Below are 17,760 nucleotides of genomic sequence, written 5' to 3'. Positions count from 1 at the left end.
GGTCAATGGCTAATTTAGGGTTTGATTTTGCACCTGATTTTAGGCCCTTGGCTGCACGAATGCGACCAAGGGACATCAGTGAATATATAGGCCAAGCGCATTTGCTTGGTGAAGGCCAGCCGCTGCGAAAAGCGCTTGAGGCAAATCGGGCGCACTCAATGTTATTGTGGGGGCCTCCAGGTACAGGTAAAACCACCTTAGCAGAGCTGATAGCACATTACGCTAATGCTCATGTTGAGCGTATCTCAGCGGTTACCTCAGGTGTAAAAGACATTCGCGCCGCCATTGAACAAGCTAAAGCCATTGCTCAAAGTCGTGGCCAGCGCACCTTACTCTTTGTCGATGAAGTACACCGCTTTAATAAAAGCCAACAAGATGCCTTTTTACCGTTTATTGAAGACGGTACGGTCATTTTTATTGGTGCCACAACCGAAAATCCCTCATTTGAAATAAACAATGCATTATTATCGCGAGCACGGGTTTATCTGATTAACCGCTTAACCAGCGACGAAATCCAATTAATTATTGCCCAGGCACTTAATGATACTGAACGCGGATATGGTAAACGCCAGTTAACCTTGCCTGAGCAAGTTGCCAAGCAATTGGCAGACATTAGTGAAGGCGATGCTCGTAAAGCCCTTAATTTGCTGGAACTCATGAGTGATTTGGTGAGCGACGGCGGCGACTTTACCTCTGATATGCTCACTCAAGTGGCTGGCCATCAAGCGGCGGGTTACGACAAAAATGGTGATCAATTTTACGATTTAATCTCTGCTGTGCATAAATCAGTTAGAGGCTCAGCGCCCGATGCGGCATTGTATTGGTTTTGCCGCATATTAGAAGGTGGCGGTGATGCACTGTATGTCGCAAGACGCCTACTGGCAATTGCATCTGAAGACATAGGCAATGCCGACCCGGTGGCCATGACTGTTGCACTTAATGCGTGGGATTGTTATCACAGAGTGGGACCTGCAGAAGGTGAGCGCGCCATTGCTCAAGCCATTCTTTACCTGGCAAGCGCGCCTAAAAGTAATGCAGTATACACCGCTTTTAACGCTGCCCGTGAGTTAGCGAAACAAACTGGTCACGAACCGGTACCTAATCATCTTCGTAATGCCCCAACTCAGTTAATGAAAGAAATTGTCTTTGGTAAAGAATACCGTTATGCCCATAACGAACCAGGCGCTTTTGCCGCGGGCGAAAACTACTTTCCGCAGTCTTTGCAAGATAGCCAATTTTATCAACCCACTAATCGTGGATTTGAGAAACGCATTCAAGATAAACTCGCCCAACTTAATGAGCTTGATCGGCAAAGTGAGATTAAGCGTTATGACTAATGTGTTGCTTGTGGCGTTAGGCGGCTCAATTGGTGCAGTTTTACGCTATCTTCTGTCAATATTTATGATCCAGCTATTTGGAAGCAGTTTTCCTTTTGGTACACTGTTAGTTAATTTATTGGGATCGTTTTTAATGGGTGTGGTATATGCGCTCGGGCAACTGAGCCATGTTAGCCCAGAAATTAAAGCCCTAATTGGCGTTGGTCTGTTAGGTGCGTTAACTACGTTTTCGACTTTCTCAAATGAAACCTTATTGCTGCTCCAGGAAGGCTACTGGTATAAGGCTGTTTTAAATGTGTTGTTGAATGTCACCTTGTGTCTTTTTATGGTGTACATTGGTCAACAACTTGTATTTTCTCGCGTTTAACTAAAAAGAACTGACAACATGCTAGATCCAAAATTTTTGCGTAATGAACTGGAAGTCACTGCCGAGCGTTTAGCCACTCGTGGTTTTATTCTTGATGTTGATAATTTGACCAAGCTTGAAGAAAAGCGTAAATCGCTTCAAGTAGAAACCGAAGACTTACAAGCGTCGCGTAACGCAATTTCTAAGTCGATTGGCCAAGCTAAAGCACGCGGCGAAGACACCAGCTCCATTATGGCGCAAGTAGGGGATTTGGGTGCTCAGTTAGACGCGAAAAAAACCGAGCTTGCTGAGCTTTTACAACAAATCAACTTAATCGCCATGAGCGTACCTAACTTGCCTGACGAGTCTGTGCCAGTAGGTAAAGATGAAACCGAAAACGTTGAAGTACGACGTTGGGGCACCCCTAAGGCATTTGATTTTGAAGTAAAAGATCATTTAGACCTTGGCGAAGCGCTTGGTGGATTAGATTTTAAAAGTGCAGTTAAAATTACCGGTACACGCTTTATTATTATGCGCGGCCAAATTGCCCGTTTAAACCGTGCTCTAGGTCAGTTTATGCTAGACCTTCACACTAACGAACACGGTTACACAGAAGCTTACGTTCCGTTATTAGTGAACGAAGACAGCTTACTTGGCACGGGCCAGTTACCTAAGTTTGGTGAAGACTTATTTCACACTAAACCGGCTACTGAAGAAGGCCAAGGGTTATCGCTTATTCCTACCGCTGAAGTGCCATTAACTAACTATGTGCGCGACATGATTGTGGATGAAAGCGAATTGCCAATGAAAATGACAGCATTAACCTCATGTTTCAGAAGCGAAGCAGGTTCATACGGTCGTGATACCCGTGGTTTAATTCGCCAGCATCAGTTTGATAAAGTGGAGCTAGTGCAAATTGCTCACCCAGATCAATCCATGGCAGCACTAGACGAAATTACCGCTCACGCTGAAAAAGTATTGCAGTTATTGGGTTTACCGCACCGCACAATGGTGTTGTGCACCGGTGACATGGGGTTTGGTTCGAGCAAAACGTTTGATATTGAAGTGTGGTTACCTGCACAAAATACGTATCGTGAAATTTCATCGTGTTCAAACATGAAAGATTTCCAGGCGCGTAGAATGCAAGCCAGATACCGCAGCAAGGTAGACAATAAACCAGCATTATTACACACACTAAACGGCTCGGGCCTAGCAGTTGGCCGCACATTAGTGGCCGTGCTAGAAAACTACCAAAACCAAGATGGCACCATTACTGTACCTGAAGTCTTACGTCCATACATGGGTGGTTTGAGCGTTATTGGCTAAGCACTTTAGTTAAGTGCTTATACTTGAGGCACTTATCTCAGTTTGTTTTGTTGTTGGGTATTGTAAAAGGTAACTCGCGGTGGCTAATGGTCAGCGTAATAACGGAAAATTTGTATCGTCTTCAATTGGAATGTTTTTTGTTATTTTAGTAATGGTACTGCTTGCTCAAGTTGTACTCATTTTTGTAGATAATATGGTTCCATAGTCATAACGTAAAGCCCAGTTAACATAAGCTAACTGGGCTTTTTTATCTAATCTGAGACTATAAACACTTAGCCGGTTTGGGCAGTCCGGCAATTTTAGTGGCTTGTTTGGCAGGGCCGACAGGAAATAAAGTATAAAGGTATTTAGAGTTGCCTTTATCAGCGCCCAAGCTTTGGCCAATGGCTTTTACTAATACTCTGATAGCCGGGCTAGTTTTGTATTCTAAGTAGAAATTGCGCACAAATCTAATCACTTCCCAATGTTGTTCTGTGAGTTCAATGTTTTCAGTTGCCGCAATAACTGGCGCCATCGACTCTTGCCAATCTGCGACATTTTTTAAATAACCTTGATGATCAACTTCAATTTGCTGACCGTTAAAATCAAAAGAGTTTACCAAGTGATGACCTTGTTATGCTTAAGCGATTGCTCAACAAATGATGAGTAATCAATAATATGAAAAAGCTCAGGCGACATACGCGTCGCAATTGTTTCTATATGCTGTTGTAAGCCACGTGCGTGCACGTCGTCTTGCAGTATAAATACGTTAACCGAGGCTAACCGATGTTGCCATGGCATTTGCAATAAACAGTTAACAGCATCGCCAGCCAGTATAATGCTGTCGCTAGGGTGAATAAAGCGTAAACAGGTAGCGAGTGCGTTGTCGGTTGTTACTGACGTTTGAATATGATGCAAAATCAAAATACTAATACCTCATCAACCGCTTGCAGTGTTTTGGTGATCACATCGGCACTTACCACTTTAGCCTCAATATTGAGTTCGCTGGCTTTGAGCCCTAATAGCTGCATCGAATCGCTACACACTAAAACCGTATCAATATCATATAACGGCAGTGCTTTTAGCGCGGATAAATAATCCTTTGCGCCAGCTTGCTCTGGGGTTTGTCCGCCAATAAGGTGCAACACCGCTTCATCAGTAAAAATGAGACTGACTTGTTGTTCAAAGCTGGCGCTAAGCATGGCTAAATCTAATCCTTCACGGCCACTGGTGGTTCCAAAGGGGGCATGGCGAAATACAATGGCCACAGATTTCATTATTTATCCTATCGATTTTAAAAGCTGATTAAACGATCGGCTTTTTCTATGCCAACGACTAACTCACCTAAGCCGCCCATGGTAAAGGTCTCATCACTATTCCAATGCTTTTTACCATTTTCAACAGCTTCTTGTTGCGACAGTACCCCACGGCGAAGCGCTGCTGATACACAATTAGTGAGTGTGATGTTGTATTGCTGTGCAAAGGCTTGCCATTTTGCATGCATGTCTATTTCGTCAGAAGCTGGGCAGGTAAGGGCATTGCTGTTGGTCACGCCGTCTTGGTAAAAAAATACCGTGATAATGTCATGGCCATTGGCGAGTGCATGTTGGCAAAAAGACAATGCTCTAAAACTGGCACTGGTACCGTAAACACTGCCGTTAACCTGAATAATGAATTTGCTCATGATAAAAAAAATGACCCTAAATTAGGGCCATTTTATCGTAATTTAACGCTGAACTCTATCGGCGATTAATCGTCGTTGCCCATACCCATTAAATGTAAAAGGCTCATAAATAAGTTTAAGAAATCTAAAAACAGCGACACTGTTGCGCGGATGTAATTGGTTTCGCCGCCGTTCACGATACGGCTAGTGTCGTATAAAATAAAACCGGTCATCAATAGCGCAATACCTGCGTTCATCGCCATAAACATCACAGAGCTTTGCACAAATAAATTAATCACTAATGCGCCAATCATCACTAGCATACCTGCAAATAAGAACCCGCCCATAAACGAGAAATCTTTTTTGGTGGTGAGTGCATAAGCCGATAAGGCAACAAAAATAACCGACGTTAAACCAAGCGCTTGCATAATAAGCCCTGGGCCGTTAGCCATGCCAGCATAATGGTTAAGAATATAACCCAGTGACGCACCTTCCATACCGGTAAAGGCAAATACCCAAAAAAGACCCGCGGCGGTGTCAGCTTTTTTCAAAGTCACAAACAACAATACTAAACCACCAATGGATAAACCGAGTGAAGGCCAGCGACCAATTTCAAACAGCATGCTTAAACCAGCCATTACAGCGGCAAATGCCAATGTCATAGACAGTAGCATATAAGTGTTTTTTAGCAGTTTATTGACTTCAGTAGTCGATAGACTAGGTGATAAAACGGATTGTTGACTCATTATTGTCTCCTGAGATTAACTCAATGATTTGTTCAAGGTGAAAACCTATTACTTTCACTCTGACATTAAATCCAGCGTAAGCAATGTACATTAAATATAAATTAATTTATCACATCGATTAATGGCGCTACGTTACCATAAAGTTAAGATTAATATAACCTTATCATCTTCAATAGCTTCTTTTAGCTTAACCATTCTTTTTTAAGCTTGGGCGTATCACCTAAATAATCCAACACCCATTGCATTGCCGGTGTCATATTGGCGCTATTCCAGGCTAAGCAACAGGCGGTATCTTGTTTTGGTTTGTCTAATTGTTTTTCAATTAATGCACCTGCTTTAATAAACACATCAGCTAAATGGTAAGGCATATAGCCAATACCTAAACCTTCACGAAAACAGTTTAATGCGCGGATCCAATCAGGCACCACAATGCGGCGTTGATTGTTAAGCAGCCAATTGGGTCTATGAGCAATATTACTGGCAGTATCTTGCAAGCAAATAGATGGGTAGGGCAATAACTCGGCATCAGTGAGTAAGTGTTCCGCTTTAGCTAAAGGATGGTTTTTACTCACCAAAAAGCGCCAAGGGATCATACCCATGTCTCTAAATTTAAACACACCACCAACAGGGATAGTTGACGTTGCACCAATGGCTATATCACTCTTTCCTGTCGACAACGACTCCCACACCCCGTTATACACTTCAAGTCGAATGATTAATTCAATATCAGTAAAGTGGCGATAAAAGTCGGCAATTAACACACTGATTTTGTCTGCACGCACCATGTTATCAATGGCAATCGACAACGAAGGGCGCCAACCATTAGCGACTTTCTGGGTGTCACGTTTTATGTTGTTAAGCTTGGTCATTATTTCACGTGACTGCGCAACAAAATGCTCACCCGCAGGCGTTAAACTGACACTGCGATGATGACGTTCAAATAAGATAACGCCAAGGTCATCTTCAATTTGTTTAACGGCATAACTAACAGCAGAAGGAACTTTATTCATTTTGTTGGCTGCAGCGGTAAAACTACCCACTCGGGCAACAATGTCGATCATCTCGAATGCTTGTTCTGAAAGCATTACGCTATCCTTGGCATAGTTTATAAATACTTGCTGTTAAAGGTAATCATTAAGCGAAATCAAATCAAGCAGAGTCTAGGTTATCAGCTGTTTTATCTCGCAGTTGGTTATGTGTTTTACTGTGTTTTACATACACATTGCCCAAATAAGGCACCTAAAGAAGTGGAGCGCATTCACTTTTCAGATGATAACAATAATTAGTTCTAGGGCAGCAAAGGTAAATGGCTGAGTGTTTATTCAGCAGTTGATAGATTATTTGCAATTTACGCTTTACACAAAACGGTCATTGTCATATTATTCGCCCGCTCGGAGGGATGGCAGAGTGGTCGAATGCACCGGTCTTGAAAACCGGCAACGGTTTACCCCGTTCTAGGGTTCAAATCCCTATCCCTCCGCCACATTAAAAACAAAAAAAGCCGTTGATTATCAACGGCTTTTTTTGTTTTTGGCGTTTGAGGGGCTCTCCATAAGGATTGACTCAGACAATGTATCTTTATCGAGCACCCAACAACGTATACTTTACACGTATCTGTTTATCCAAATATTTACGCGACAAGGGCTTCCCCTTTGACGTAAAAGTCTCCTTACTGACTCGTGACAGAGCAGAAGCGGTTATCCGCAACATTGAGGTTGCCGGAACACTCAAAAAAATCATCAAGTCTATTGACCATCAAACCCGTATTAATGACTTTATTCGCTATGTTGATGAGGTCATTAACCATCTCAGAGCTCAGTTTGATACAGCTGATCCTGGTATCACGTTCAATATCACGCCTAAATCTCATGCTATCCCTATTAGGGACACTAAGCTGTCAGAACACCGTGAAACTATCGCTGTGGCGCAAGCAAAGCCTGTTATTGGGTTAAACGAAGCATTAAGCGCATTTATTATCTCAAAACAAAAATCAGCCATCAGGCCGCTCTCTATTAAGCAGCTTGAGCAGCGTATTCGGCATTTTATTGATACCGTATCATCAAAATCCACTCTTAAAACCAAGCTTAAAACTGATGATAAATGTGTGCATGACATCACCAGTGCTGATGCGATGACCTATCGCGATGCTTTACTAACTCAAGCCCGAAGCTACAAAAGTAATAAAGAGTACTTAGCGGCCATATTTCAGTTCTTTAAGTGGTGCCAATTAATGAATTACTGCACCAGCAACCCCTTTGAAAGCGTTACTGTCGGACAAAAACCAAAAGCTAAACCGAATCAAGCTAGAGACCGCTGGACGCACATTGAACTTAAACGACTACTTCGCAGCTCATCATTCAAGGTTTCAACAACCGATTTCAAATGGGTCACCCGATTAATGCTTTATGGTGGTTTAAGGCCTTCAGAAGCCTGCCAGCTCAAACCTGGAGATATCAAACTAATCGATGGCGTACACTGTATTAGCATTGATGACAGCGGTGCAGCACAACGATTAAAGAACCTCAATGCCAAACGTTATGTGCCCGTACATCAGCGCTTGCTTGAGCAAGGTTTTATTGCGTTTGTTGATCAAAGAAAATCAACTCATACCCAACTGTTTGATTATAAACCTGTCGGCATCATTGAAGATTGGTCAAAAACCTACTGTAAACAGCTCGCCAAGCTTCAAACCGAGATAGGCATACAAGCGAACCAGCGCCCCACGTCATATGGCTTCAGGCACACGTTTATCGATGAAATGAAGCAACTAGATATCAGCGAGCACATCGTGGCGCAAATCGTCGGTCACGCTAATCCCAACATCACTTTCAGTCGTTACGGCAAAGATATAAACGTTGCTGCATTGCTGAAGGATATTGAGAGAATTGAATATCAAATTTGATGATCGGGTGTGGTTAATAAATAAACTTTAAACCTAAATTAACAATCTGTCTCGATTGGCAGTAACAGTGTCAGTTGAGGCACAAACACTGCCAAAGCAGTAATTAGTTCGCTACAGCGGAGAGCGAAATATAATGGTATTGAAAATGGTTCGCAGTCAGTGAGTGCGAAGAAAAACTTATAAATCAAACAAGCGTTTCAAACATTGATTTTTTTATAAATTGTCTTAAATACTCTGCAACCCAGCACGAATCAGCTACAGGGTAGTGCGAAATAAATCTTTTCGCTCTCACTGAGAGCGAAATTAATTTGTATAAAAGAGTGAGTAAGTAGTTTTAACTGTATCTTTATTTTGGGAGATATATAGGGATTCTGCATGAAACCAGCTAAAACGTTTATGCCCCAAAGCCATTTAGCAAATAAACCTATAAACATATCGGTGGATCATTTTTTCCATATATTTTCTCATGTGAAAGGTTGCCATCTCTGTATCAGTGAAACGAAATCTAAATTGTCTTTTTACTGGGAATTCCAGATATGCATTTATTCTAATGATTAAATTTTTTCACCGACTAAACTTAGTAAGGGCAATCTTGTTGTTATTAAGGAGGTGCGTTATGTTGACGCAAACAGGCCACTCAACAGGACAGAAAAAACCATTCAAACTTGAAGATATCTGGAGAATTAGGACAAGATTAGAAATCGAAAAAAATATTAAAGAGCTCGCTTTGTTAAATCTAGCGATAGATTGTAAGTTACGCTCTTGTGATTTACTTAGAATGAAAGTTAGAGATATTAGCAGTGGTGGCGTAATCCATACACGTGTCATTTACAGGCAGAGTAAAACTGACCGCGATGTTCAATTTGAAATCACTTCTCGAACAGCCCAATCTCTGTCTAAATGGATTAATGAAAAGGTACTTACCCCAGCAGATTATATATTTCCAAGCCCTAGAAAGAGCGGTTATCCAATGAGTTACAGCTACTACTCTAGTATTATTCATCGATGGGCAAGAGAGTTAGGGTATGACGAATACCGTTATGGCACTCACTCCATGAGAAGAACTAAGGCAACATTAATTTATGCAAAAACTAAAAATATACGAGCAGTACAGCTACTACTTGGCCACGTTAAGTTAGATAATACCATCCGCTATTTGGGTGTAGAGTTAGAAGACGCTTTAAATATTTCAGAGGATACTGATTCATAAAAGTAACTTGTGTAAATTTGTAAAAACAAGTATTTTAATTCCGTAAAAGCAAGTATTACAATTTCGTAAAAACAAGTTTTTAATGTATCAAATAAAACTATTTATAAGAAGTATTCAGGCATGGCGTGAGCTTACGGCAGCATGGCGTGACATAAGTAATAAAGCAAAAAATCTGGTTTCTTAAATTTCAGGCACGGCAATACTTAGGCCACTGGCCCAAGCATTGCTTGATTATGAGCGGTTTATTATTGGTATTGGTCGAGATAATTCCAAGGTAGGTATTTTTCAGGATGCTTTTTTGCATCATCCGCATCTCGTTGCAGTCGCGTAAAGTAATCAAATACATTGATGCCTGCTTCATTGCCTGTTGCTATCATCGACGTGATAACATCGCCAATGTTCGCACCGAGTAAGCTTTTACGAAACATCGCATTTTTTCTATCTCGCACCACTATTTTTAACATCGATTCTATGCGGTTATTATCTATTTTTACCCCTTCGTGATGGCAAAATAAACTCAGCCCGTCATAGTGTTTTAAAAAATAACGGATAGCTTTGCCTAGACCGCTATTTTCTTCAATGCTTTCATTAGTAAAGTGCTTTTCACCCCAACTTTTAATCGCTTCAAGTATGGGTAATGAATGTTGCTGATGGTACTCAAGTCGCTCGCGTGCGGTGAGTTCACGTTCAATGGTTGTCTGTTCATTGCGCCAAACTTCACCATAGAGTGTGAGTATATTTTCAACCTCTTCGGGGAAATGATTAATGACATCGACAAACTGGCGCCTTGCATGGCTATTACAAAGTGATGTTTCAACCTCGCAAGTACTTGGCTGATTACTGGCGAGCGCATCACTCATTAATATCGGTGCGACAGTGACTTGTCGTTTGTAGAGTATGCGGTCGATAAACTCACCTGCGTGCCCAATATTGGTTTCAAATAACACAATATCATGGCCCGTTTTTAAGCTGGCAATCACTCCTGATGTATAAACACCTGAGCGCAAGCGTGTTTTCTCGCTATTACGTACTTTCTTTTCAACTGGCTTGGCGTCAAGAATACGGTGGGTGGTGTCATCTAAGTAATAGTGCTTTGCATCGCCAGCCAACTCAAACAAGTGCTGGTAAACAGGATAAATCGCATCACAGACAAGCTCTACTTGGTCAAACACCGTCGACGCAGTGATGTTGACGCCCAATAGCTTTTGGATGTTGCCTTGACGATAAAAAGGTAGCCCTGCAAAGTATTTATAAATCGCCATTAACGCACGCGCAGAGTAACCATATTTTTGATGACTATTACCGTCATGTAATACTTCATCGGGCAGGTTTGCCGTGAAATAGGCACCACACGCATTGCAACGCAAGCGCTCCATAATATGTTGCTCTGGGGTAAAAGGCGTTTGCCCTGTAATGCGCAACAAACTGCCAGGCTCGACTTTATAGACCTTACCTTTCAAACATTCTGGGCAGCTATCCCCTTTATTTACTTCGTTTAACGCATGTTTGATGATAACCGGTTTGACCTGTGTAAAGTCTTCATCCTGTGTTTTTGGTTTTTTACTTTTCTTGCTGGTTTTTTTCTGTGCTTTACACAGGTCGCTTTGTTTTTCTGATGATTTTTCAATCCCAAGTAACTTACGTAATTTATGCACGGTGATACCGTGGTCAGCTAGCTTGTTTTGTGTTGTTGTTAATGTCAGTAACGCATCAAGCAATAACTGATAATCATCAGCGCTAAGCGCAAGATTATTTTCTTTGGCTTCAATCACTCGCTTGATTAAATCATCGAGAGATTGTGCATCGATATCGTTAAAAGGTTTTGCCACAATAAGCCTTTTGCCTGCGGGAATAAAAAAGAGGATGGAGTATGATCCCATTTAAAATGAAATCAAGCGGTTATTTATAATGGGTGGTAATTCCCGCTGAGCAATTGCCGTAAATGTTTGGCGTCCACGGACGTCATGGCACTATTAATGGTTGGCCAGCCAGAGAACTTGCCCTTAGATAAACGCTTTGTCATCAACCAAAAACCGTTATTTTCATAAGCGAGTGCGCGCACCATGGTTTTGTTACGATTAATAAAAACAAACAAGGTACCAGAGCGAGGCTCACAATGAAGGCGTTGTTTACACAGCGTAGCTAACCCATCAATGCCTTGACGAAAATCAGCGGGCTGGGTAGCAATCAAAATGTCGCTATGACGGGTTAAATGGATCATGATTTTATGGCCTCAATTAACTGAGCAAACCGTGTTTCGCTGACTTCGCCAGATACGGCTAAAGAATTGCCATTGTTGAACTTCAGGGAGATAGAAAGCGACTCGGTTATCGGCGTTGCATTGGGTAGTGAAATAAAGTGATTGGATACATCACTTGATGAGTTGGCGGTAAGCCAAGTATTGAATTGCTCATGACTAATACGCAACTTTTTAACAATGGTTGTTTTTGAATAATGCGGTAAAAGGGCGATCGCTTGCTGGCGCAAATTTTCAGGGATTGCACTACCTCGAGAAGGTTTATTGCTTCGCCACTGTTCAAAGTTAGCGAGGGTGTTAAGGAGTTTATCTGGCATCATTGTGACCGGGTTGATTTAGTTACAATGATTAAATCAGGTTAATTGAAATAAGTTGAGCTACGCTGCCGTAAGCTCACTTTAGATTGAGCTCGCATGCGGTTATTACCAATGATGCTGGGGAAGTTTTGTTATTAAAAGCGACCTACGGCGATAAGCATTGGGGTTTGCCTGGGGGCGGGCTTGATCCTAACGAAACAATCCATCAAGCTTTAAAACGTGAATGTTTAGAAGAGCTTGGTTGTTATGTTGATATTCAGTATTTATCTGGAGTGTATTTTCACCGTGCTTACCAATCACAAGCGTTTATTTTTCGTTGTGAGTTGCCTAAGGGGGCAAAAATACAGTTGAGTAATGAACACAGTGAATATGCGTTTTTCGCTGTTGCTGAACTGTCCGCTGTGCAGCAACAACGAATTAACGATTGCCTAACGTTTAACGGTCAGGTTTTCAGCGCTGCTTTCTAACGCGGCGTGATGCCAAGCGGTTAACAGGTTCATGATATCGTGCGAGTCTTGCAATTGTGCTAATGGTCTTGGCACTGTGTATTGCTTATTGTCTAGCGCCGCAAATACCGCTTCTACCTGGTAGTAAAAACCATTACCTTTGGCTGCAACGTTCACAATTTCTGCATCTTGCTCATATAACCTCACCGAAAAATGATTCCCCTGAGCTTCTGGCAACCAGGGGTTTGAGGTGAACTCAATACTTCCTAAACTGCCTAAAATGGTAAATCCGGCGTGTAAGCCATAGTCTTCAGCTGTATGTAAATGGCATTGCACACCGTTAGCATAAGTCACAATAGCTGTAGATTCACATATATTGCCATCTTGCCCGCGTCGGCCAGTGGCTTGCAATTGATATTGCTGGCTGATGTTATTGCCAAACTGTTGTTGCATGACTAACTGCATGAGAGATGCTGGGTAGCAACCAAGATTAAACAGCGCCCCAAGACTGGCCGGATTGACAAATTGGCTGATAGCAGCGCAATACTGACCACGAATGCTCTTGATTTCACCAATAACACCACTTGCAAGTGTTTTACTCAGCTGCTGCATGAAAGGGTGGGCTAAATACATTAAACCTTCAAGAAAAAACACCTTGTTTTGCTTAATTGCATCAAGGCTTGCAATGGTAGATGGCATATCGACCGACAGGGACTTCTCACATAAAATTGCTTTACCCGCATTGGCCGCTTTTATGATGTATTCATGATGTAGGTGATTAGGCAGTGCAATATACACAACATCAACTTTTGGAGAGTTGATTAACGCATCAAAATCAGTGAATTGGTGTGGAATTTGATATTGTGCGGAAAATTCAGCGAGTGTAGTGGTGTTGCGCCCTGCTACGCCATAAATAACGCTTTGCCCCTGTGCTTTTATCGCATCAGCCATGACACCAGAAATAAAGCTGGTACCTAAAATACCCCAGTTAATCATTTTACTCATTGGTTATTCCTCAGTGGCTAGGCGTTGATAATCAAAGGCTTGTTTTAGCTCGGTGAGCCCAGCTTTAATAAAGGCTTGAGTATGAGGTGCAGCAAAGTGTGCGTCAAAGGCCGCTTGATCATCATAACGCTCCCAAAATACAAATTGCTTTGGGTTCGTTTTACTTTGTAACGCCATTGCAAGAGAGCAGCCCGGCTCGCTGTTCATGTCGGCACAAAATTGATGTATGGCGGCCATACCTTGTGCTAGTGACACCTCATTTTTTATGTGTATTTCGGCAGTAATAAATACGCCTTGTTGATCCAGTTTATTGTTCATCATCACTCCCATTAACTTTAACCTCATCGTAAACCAGTTAAGCGTCGTGCTAAATGGTCTGCTGGTGTTTACAGAAAACACCACAGGTTTATAATTGTGTGGCATTTGGGCGCAGTCATGAGGTATTGAGTGGATAAGTTAGTGGCGATGCAGGTATTTAGTTATGTGGCAGAGGTTGGTAATTACGGCGATGCAGCACATCAGTTTAATATCAGCCGCACTATGGTTAGCAAACACATTAATCAGTTAGAAGCATATCTTGGTATAAAGTTGATTAATCGCAATACTCGACAGCAATCGCTCACAGAGTCTGGGCGAGTGTATTATCAAGAGTGTAAAACGATATTAGCTGCTATTGCAGCGGCTGAAAACACGTTGCAATTACTTGCTGGTACGCCACGAGGTAGCATAAGTGTCAACGCACCGGTGAGTTTTGGTAATTGTGTATTAGCGCCTATTGTGAATCGATTTTTGCTTCAGTATCCACAAATTGATGTTGAATTACGCTTAGATAATAATTTGATAGATCCGCTGAATAATAATATTGATTTGGTGGTAAGAATTGGAGAACTCCACGACTCAGCTCTCATAGGCCGACATATTATGGATTACGATATGCAATTTTGTGCCTCGCCGCAGTACCTCGCCACGCACCCTATAATCTATTCTCGTGAAGATTTACAAGATCATCAATGCCTCGGTTTTAGCTATTCCACAAATGCTTCTTTGTCTGTAGCGCATCAGCAAATATTTGGTAAACGCCAGTTTAGATTATTGTCAAACAGTGGTTTGGTACTAACGCAAGCTGCAATTGATGGATTAGGGGTGATATTGCAACCGTCGATAGTTGTTAAAGAGGCCATTGCTGCCGGGCTCTTGGTTAACATTGATAATTTAACCCCGCCAGAATCCATGCCGATACATTTATTGTATAAAGATAAAAAATTACCACTTAAAACCCGAACTCTTATTGATTTTATTGTTGCAGAATTAGCCAGGGCCTGTTGATTGTTCAAGGTTTTTTTGCACCAAATTGTTGAACATTATTTACATATGTTACTGCTCGGCAGAGACTTTGATGTGTAGTAATTCTATATAAATAGTCGATAACGCAGTAAAAATGGCCCAAGGAAATGCTTGTATTTACTGACACTGAATGGTTAGACAAACATAACATCTGGGGCTAATCTAATATTAAATAAATTGCTAGGGTATTCGCTATTCGACATTTACTGGTGTTACTATTTTTTTGCAGTTTTTACGTTGCAAGTAAACCTGTTGAATTAACAAATGTTGCTGATGAGTTATTCATTAGCCAGCAATTGGCTATTTTACAGGTTACGAGTGGCGATGTGTCGTTTGAAGAAGCACTGAGTCGTTATCGGCAAGGTGATTTTGTCCCAAATCATGGCGGTAAAGTCAGCTTTGGTTTTACTCGTGATGTGATTTGGACTTCTGTGTTAATTAACAATGCATCTAATTTACCCATAAAAAAGTTTTTTTATCTTGATTCAGCCTGGTTAGACAGTGCTAACTTTTACTTTGTTCGGCAAAATAAGTTAGTCGCAAATGTCTTTACCGGTGACACACTTCCTTTTAGTTCGCGTCGCTCTCAAACACGGATGATATCCGAAGCTTATGAGTTTAAGCCTGGCCTAACCCAAGTGTTAATTAGGTTTGAGTCAAAAGACCCGTTATTGATCCCTCTGTATTTGACCACAGAAAAAATGATCCAACGTAATTTAGAAATTAATAATTACTTTTATGGTTTTTTATACGGCGCGTTTTTAATGCTACTGGTGTACAACATTGTACTTTCTGTTAGTTTAAAAGACAGTCGATATATTTATTACTCTCTGTATTTGCTTTCTTTTTTGAGCTTAAATGTTGCTTATACAGGCCATGGTTTTAAATTGTTCTGGCCGGAGGCTTTATTTGTTCAACGTTGGGCTATGATCTTTTTTCTATACTGTTACATTCTTTTTGGCATTGCATTTTGCTTTGAGTTTCTGAAGTTAAAAACCTACTTGCCTCGTGTATATCGCTTGAATCATCTCATTTATGCTTCGCTAATATTGCTTATGTTGGGCGTGTTCATTTATGGCGATCAACTCTTGGCGGTGAATATTGGGGTGGCGTTGACCTCGAGTTTAGTGGTTATTTTTATCAGCCTTGGGTTGCTAGCGTTAAAAAATGGCCATGTTATGGTTAAATTTTTTATTCCAGCGGTTTTTCTCGGGGCTGGAGGAGCGGCTTTTTCGGCGGCAACAACCTGGGGGGCTATTCCATACAATACCTTTTTATTTCATGGTATTGAGATAGGTATGTTAATTGAAATGTCGATTTTAGCTTTAGCATTAGCGTTTAATTTAAAAGAGGTTGATAAGGCGCGGATTACCGCAGAAGTCATTGCTCAATATGATCACTTAACAGGCTTGTATAATCGGCGGGCTTTTACTGTTAATGCCACACCGCTTTGGGAGTTGGGCGTAAGGGAGCAAACACCATTTAGCATGATCCTGTTAGATATCGATTGGTTTAAAACCATTAATGATCAATATGGCCATGCAGTAGGAGATTTGGCTCTTAAAACAATTGCTAACACATTAAAACAACATACAAGAAAAAGCGACGTGCTGGCGCGATGGGGCGGTGAAGAGTTTATTTTATTTTTGCCCAATACCTCTAAATTAGCAGCGATGCAATTTGCCAATGATATTCGTGAAAAAATAGCAGCCATTGCGGTATTTCATGAAGGTGGGGTGTTATCTGTCACGGCCAGTTTTGGCGTGGCTGAGTATCATTGCCACATGAAAAAATTAGAAGAACTGATTAAATTGGCTGACAAGGCGTTATATCAGGCCAAAAATAGCGGACGTAATATTGTTTGTGATATTTCAGCCCCTGATACACTGACATCACAACCCCAAGATATGGCTCAGCAGGACGCAGTTTAGCTGTAATCACTTAATGTTTTATATAGTGTTTAAAGCGTTTTACAGGTTACAGATTAAAAACGGGCATTGGTTAAAAAATCCAATGCATAGTGTTAAAACCTTTGTCCGTTATCTTGGCTGGCGGAAATTCCCAACCAACCGTAAACCATGAAACAGCCATTTTTACATTAATTAGGAATTTGGCATTTGCATTATGAAGAGGTCGTGTTGATCATCCCTTTTAAGACTATATCGTCATAGGTGACAAACCCAAGAATACTTCCGCTTTCTACAACCGGGGCTTTGTTAATGTTAAAGCGTTCAAAGAGCCTTGCGGTATAGCGCACATCCATATCTGCAGGTACCGAAAACACCGGTTTTATCATAATTTCATAAATGTTAGTTCGCTCTGGTGATTTGTCTTTTGCCAGAACCTTACGGGCGATGTCACTCATTAATACCATACCGTATTCGTCATGCTCATTGCGTTTATCAACGACCAAAATACTGACATTTTTGGTCACGGCAACTTGGATGGCCTCCGCAACTGTGTGCATGCCGTCCACCATAGCGAAGCGGTTATTCATCACATCGCGATTACGGGTAGGGGTTCTACTACTCATATTTGATCCTCAATGTCTTTACTTAATTTTTCTACCTGATGAGCCACACCTACGGCATCTTCAACATCGATTTGAATAGCGATACCTTTACCTGAGTTAGTGTCAAACTCGCCAACTGTTGAGATAGTCTCTAAAATATGTCGACACATATGTTCTTCAACTAACCATAAAATGACATCTCGCTGCATATCTAACGTAAGGCCCATAAAGGTTTTCTTTTTTTCTAAGCCTTCACCTCGTGCATGATTAATAACCGTGGCACCAGTGGCACCAGCAAGACGCGCGGCATCGAGCACGTTGTCTGTGCAGTCTTCGTCGATAAAAGCGACGATCAGTTTAAAGCGCATAG

21 protein-coding genes and 1 tRNA gene are annotated in these 17,760 nt (G+C 41.5%); 9 read left to right on the top strand and 13 right to left on the bottom strand.

Going from position 1 to position 17,760, the window contains the following annotated elements; all coding sequences use genetic code 11:
- Positions 1-5 precede the first annotated feature (5 nt).
- From K8B83_RS14210 to serS, 3 genes are read left to right on the top strand one after another with little or no spacing between them, the layout of a single operon-like run.
- Positions 6-1,337: a replication-associated recombination protein A gene (locus K8B83_RS14210; protein ID WP_223417511.1), complete on the top strand. Its 1,332-nt coding sequence runs from the start codon at positions 6-8 to the stop codon at positions 1,335-1,337.
- Complete coding sequence (gene crcB / locus K8B83_RS14205) at positions 1,330-1,704, top strand: fluoride efflux transporter CrcB (RefSeq protein ID WP_223417509.1); 375 nt, start codon at positions 1,330-1,332, stop codon at positions 1,702-1,704. The genes K8B83_RS14210 and crcB overlap by 8 nt, the downstream gene beginning before the upstream one ends.
- A gap of 18 nt (positions 1,705-1,722) precedes the next feature.
- Positions 1,723-3,009, top strand: a complete 1,287-nt coding sequence (gene serS / locus K8B83_RS14200) for a serine--tRNA ligase (RefSeq protein WP_223417507.1) — start codon at positions 1,723-1,725, stop codon at positions 3,007-3,009.
- Between the two features lie 262 nt (positions 3,010-3,271).
- Here serS and K8B83_RS14195 read toward each other — a convergent pair whose 3' ends face one another.
- The 6 genes from K8B83_RS14195 to punR form a co-directional block, all read right to left on the bottom strand.
- Positions 3,272-3,610: a TusE/DsrC/DsvC family sulfur relay protein gene (locus tag K8B83_RS14195; RefSeq protein WP_223417505.1), complete on the bottom strand. Its 339-nt coding sequence runs from the start codon at positions 3,608-3,610 to the stop codon at positions 3,272-3,274.
- Entirely contained in the window at positions 3,604-3,912 is a 309-nt protein-coding gene (gene tusB, locus K8B83_RS14190) for a sulfurtransferase complex subunit TusB (RefSeq protein WP_223417503.1), read from the bottom strand. Before tusB ends, K8B83_RS14195 begins: the two co-directional genes overlap by 7 nt.
- Complete coding sequence (gene tusC / locus K8B83_RS14185) at positions 3,909-4,265, bottom strand: sulfurtransferase complex subunit TusC (protein ID WP_223417501.1); 357 nt, start codon at positions 4,263-4,265, stop codon at positions 3,909-3,911. The genes tusB and tusC overlap by 4 nt, the downstream gene beginning before the upstream one ends.
- Positions 4,266-4,282: 17 nt before the next feature.
- Positions 4,283-4,672, bottom strand: coding sequence for a sulfurtransferase complex subunit TusD (gene tusD, locus K8B83_RS14180; protein ID WP_188739084.1), 390 nt, complete (start codon positions 4,670-4,672; stop codon positions 4,283-4,285).
- 65 nt (positions 4,673-4,737) lie between these two features.
- Positions 4,738-5,397 carry a Bax inhibitor-1/YccA family protein gene (locus tag K8B83_RS14175; RefSeq protein ID WP_188739083.1) on the bottom strand — a complete coding sequence of 220 codons (660 nt, stop codon included), beginning with the start codon at positions 5,395-5,397 and terminating at the stop codon, positions 4,738-4,740.
- Between the two features lie 182 nt (positions 5,398-5,579).
- Positions 5,580-6,482 carry a DNA-binding transcriptional activator PunR gene (gene punR, locus K8B83_RS14170; protein WP_188739082.1) on the bottom strand — a complete coding sequence of 301 codons (903 nt, stop codon included), beginning with the start codon at positions 6,480-6,482 and terminating at the stop codon, positions 5,580-5,582.
- A 308-nt stretch (positions 6,483-6,790) separates the two neighbouring features.
- Between punR and K8B83_RS14165 the strand changes: the two genes are divergently transcribed.
- The 3 genes from K8B83_RS14165 (at position 6,791) to K8B83_RS14155 (ending at position 9,509) form a co-directional block, all read left to right on the top strand.
- Positions 6,791-6,880, top strand: a tRNA-Ser gene (locus tag K8B83_RS14165).
- 87 nt (positions 6,881-6,967) lie between these two features.
- Positions 6,968-8,299, top strand: coding sequence for a tyrosine-type recombinase/integrase (locus K8B83_RS14160; protein WP_223417499.1), 1,332 nt, complete (start codon positions 6,968-6,970; stop codon positions 8,297-8,299).
- A gap of 616 nt (positions 8,300-8,915) precedes the next feature.
- A complete protein-coding gene (locus tag K8B83_RS14155) occupies positions 8,916-9,509 on the top strand; it encodes a tyrosine-type recombinase/integrase (protein ID WP_124014335.1) in 594 nt (197 codons plus the stop codon).
- A gap of 245 nt (positions 9,510-9,754) precedes the next feature.
- On the opposite strand, the gene tnpC is transcribed toward K8B83_RS14155, so the two are convergent.
- The 3 genes from tnpC to K8B83_RS14140 are packed head-to-tail and all read right to left on the bottom strand — an operon-like array spanning position 9,755 to position 12,086.
- Positions 9,755-11,389, bottom strand: a complete 1,635-nt coding sequence (gene tnpC, locus K8B83_RS14150; protein ID WP_223417497.1) for an IS66 family transposase — start codon at positions 11,387-11,389, stop codon at positions 9,755-9,757.
- 23 nt (positions 11,390-11,412) lie between these two features.
- Positions 11,413-11,730 carry an IS66 family insertion sequence element accessory protein TnpB gene (tnpB, locus tag K8B83_RS14145; RefSeq protein ID WP_086904928.1) on the bottom strand — a complete coding sequence of 106 codons (318 nt, stop codon included), beginning with the start codon at positions 11,728-11,730 and terminating at the stop codon, positions 11,413-11,415.
- Positions 11,727-12,086: a hypothetical protein gene (locus K8B83_RS14140; RefSeq protein WP_086904927.1), complete on the bottom strand. Its 360-nt coding sequence runs from the start codon at positions 12,084-12,086 to the stop codon at positions 11,727-11,729. Before K8B83_RS14140 ends, tnpB begins: the two co-directional genes overlap by 4 nt.
- Positions 12,087-12,169: 83 nt before the next feature.
- Here K8B83_RS14140 and K8B83_RS14135 point away from each other — a divergent pair, with 83 nt between their 5' ends.
- Positions 12,170-12,550, top strand: coding sequence for an NUDIX hydrolase (locus K8B83_RS14135; protein ID WP_223417488.1), 381 nt, complete (start codon positions 12,170-12,172; stop codon positions 12,548-12,550).
- Here K8B83_RS14135 and K8B83_RS14130 read toward each other — a convergent pair.
- A complete protein-coding gene (locus K8B83_RS14130) occupies positions 12,512-13,534 on the bottom strand; it encodes a Gfo/Idh/MocA family protein (protein WP_223417486.1) in 1,023 nt (340 codons plus the stop codon). The two genes, K8B83_RS14135 and K8B83_RS14130, sit on opposite strands and share 39 nt — an antisense overlap.
- 3 nt (positions 13,535-13,537) lie before the next feature.
- Complete coding sequence (locus K8B83_RS14125) at positions 13,538-13,855, bottom strand: putative quinol monooxygenase (RefSeq protein ID WP_223417479.1); 318 nt, start codon at positions 13,853-13,855, stop codon at positions 13,538-13,540.
- 126 nt (positions 13,856-13,981) lie between these two features.
- Here K8B83_RS14125 and K8B83_RS14120 point away from each other — a divergent pair, with 126 nt between their 5' ends.
- Positions 13,982-14,860, top strand: a complete 879-nt coding sequence (locus tag K8B83_RS14120; protein ID WP_223417477.1) for a LysR family transcriptional regulator — start codon at positions 13,982-13,984, stop codon at positions 14,858-14,860.
- A gap of 227 nt (positions 14,861-15,087) precedes the next feature.
- Positions 15,088-16,809 (top strand): diguanylate cyclase, encoded by a 1,722-nt coding sequence (locus K8B83_RS14115; RefSeq protein ID WP_223417475.1) that lies wholly within the window; start codon positions 15,088-15,090, stop codon positions 16,807-16,809.
- A gap of 191 nt (positions 16,810-17,000) precedes the next feature.
- Here the strand turns inward: K8B83_RS14115 and K8B83_RS14110 are convergent, their stop codons facing one another.
- Together K8B83_RS14110 and K8B83_RS14105 are read right to left on the bottom strand one after the other, a co-directional pair.
- Positions 17,001-17,411, bottom strand: coding sequence for a CBS domain-containing protein (locus K8B83_RS14110; protein ID WP_223417470.1), 411 nt, complete (start codon positions 17,409-17,411; stop codon positions 17,001-17,003).
- Positions 17,408-17,758 carry a P-II family nitrogen regulator gene (locus tag K8B83_RS14105; RefSeq protein WP_223417464.1) on the bottom strand — a complete coding sequence of 117 codons (351 nt, stop codon included), beginning with the start codon at positions 17,756-17,758 and terminating at the stop codon, positions 17,408-17,410. Before K8B83_RS14105 ends, K8B83_RS14110 begins: the two co-directional genes overlap by 4 nt.
- Positions 17,759-17,760: the final 2 nt, after the last annotated feature.

It is taken from the genome of Shewanella inventionis, assembly GCF_019931735.1.
GTDB lineage: Bacteria > Pseudomonadota > Gammaproteobacteria > Enterobacterales > Shewanellaceae > Shewanella > Shewanella inventionis.
This window is presented reverse-complemented; position numbering and strand designations above follow the sequence as displayed.

Bases quoted from the DNA above. Each gene is read 5' to 3' on its own strand.
- K8B83_RS14210 (WP_223417511.1), top strand. From the start codon at position 6: ATGGCTAATTTAGGGTTTGATTTTGCACCTGATTTTAGGCCCTTGGCT.
- crcB (WP_223417509.1), top strand. From the start codon at position 1,330: ATGACTAATGTGTTGCTTGTGGCGTTAGGCGGCTCAATTGGTGCAGTT.
- serS (WP_223417507.1), top strand. From the start codon at position 1,723: ATGCTAGATCCAAAATTTTTGCGTAATGAACTGGAAGTCACTGCCGAG.
- tusC (WP_223417501.1), bottom strand. From the start codon at position 4,265: ATGAAATCTGTGGCCATTGTATTTCGCCATGCCCCCTTTGGAACCACC.
- tusD (WP_188739084.1), bottom strand. From the start codon at position 4,672: ATGAGCAAATTCATTATTCAGGTTAACGGCAGTGTTTACGGTACCAGT.
- K8B83_RS14175 (WP_188739083.1), bottom strand. From the start codon at position 5,397: ATGAGTCAACAATCCGTTTTATCACCTAGTCTATCGACTACTGAAGTC.
- punR (WP_188739082.1), bottom strand. From the start codon at position 6,482: ATGCTTTCAGAACAAGCATTCGAGATGATCGACATTGTTGCCCGAGTG.
- K8B83_RS14160 (WP_223417499.1), top strand. From the start codon at position 6,968: ATGTATCTTTATCGAGCACCCAACAACGTATACTTTACACGTATCTGT.
- K8B83_RS14155 (WP_124014335.1), top strand. From the start codon at position 8,916: ATGTTGACGCAAACAGGCCACTCAACAGGACAGAAAAAACCATTCAAA.
- tnpC (WP_223417497.1), bottom strand. From the start codon at position 11,389: ATGGGATCATACTCCATCCTCTTTTTTATTCCCGCAGGCAAAAGGCTT.
- tnpB (WP_086904928.1), bottom strand. From the start codon at position 11,730: ATGATCCATTTAACCCGTCATAGCGACATTTTGATTGCTACCCAGCCC.
- K8B83_RS14140 (WP_086904927.1), bottom strand. From the start codon at position 12,086: ATGATGCCAGATAAACTCCTTAACACCCTCGCTAACTTTGAACAGTGG.
- K8B83_RS14130 (WP_223417486.1), bottom strand. From the start codon at position 13,534: ATGAGTAAAATGATTAACTGGGGTATTTTAGGTACCAGCTTTATTTCT.
- K8B83_RS14125 (WP_223417479.1), bottom strand. From the start codon at position 13,855: ATGATGAACAATAAACTGGATCAACAAGGCGTATTTATTACTGCCGAA.
- K8B83_RS14110 (WP_223417470.1), bottom strand. From the start codon at position 17,411: ATGAGTAGTAGAACCCCTACCCGTAATCGCGATGTGATGAATAACCGC.
- K8B83_RS14105 (WP_223417464.1), bottom strand. From the start codon at position 17,758: ATGCGCTTTAAACTGATCGTCGCTTTTATCGACGAAGACTGCACAGAC.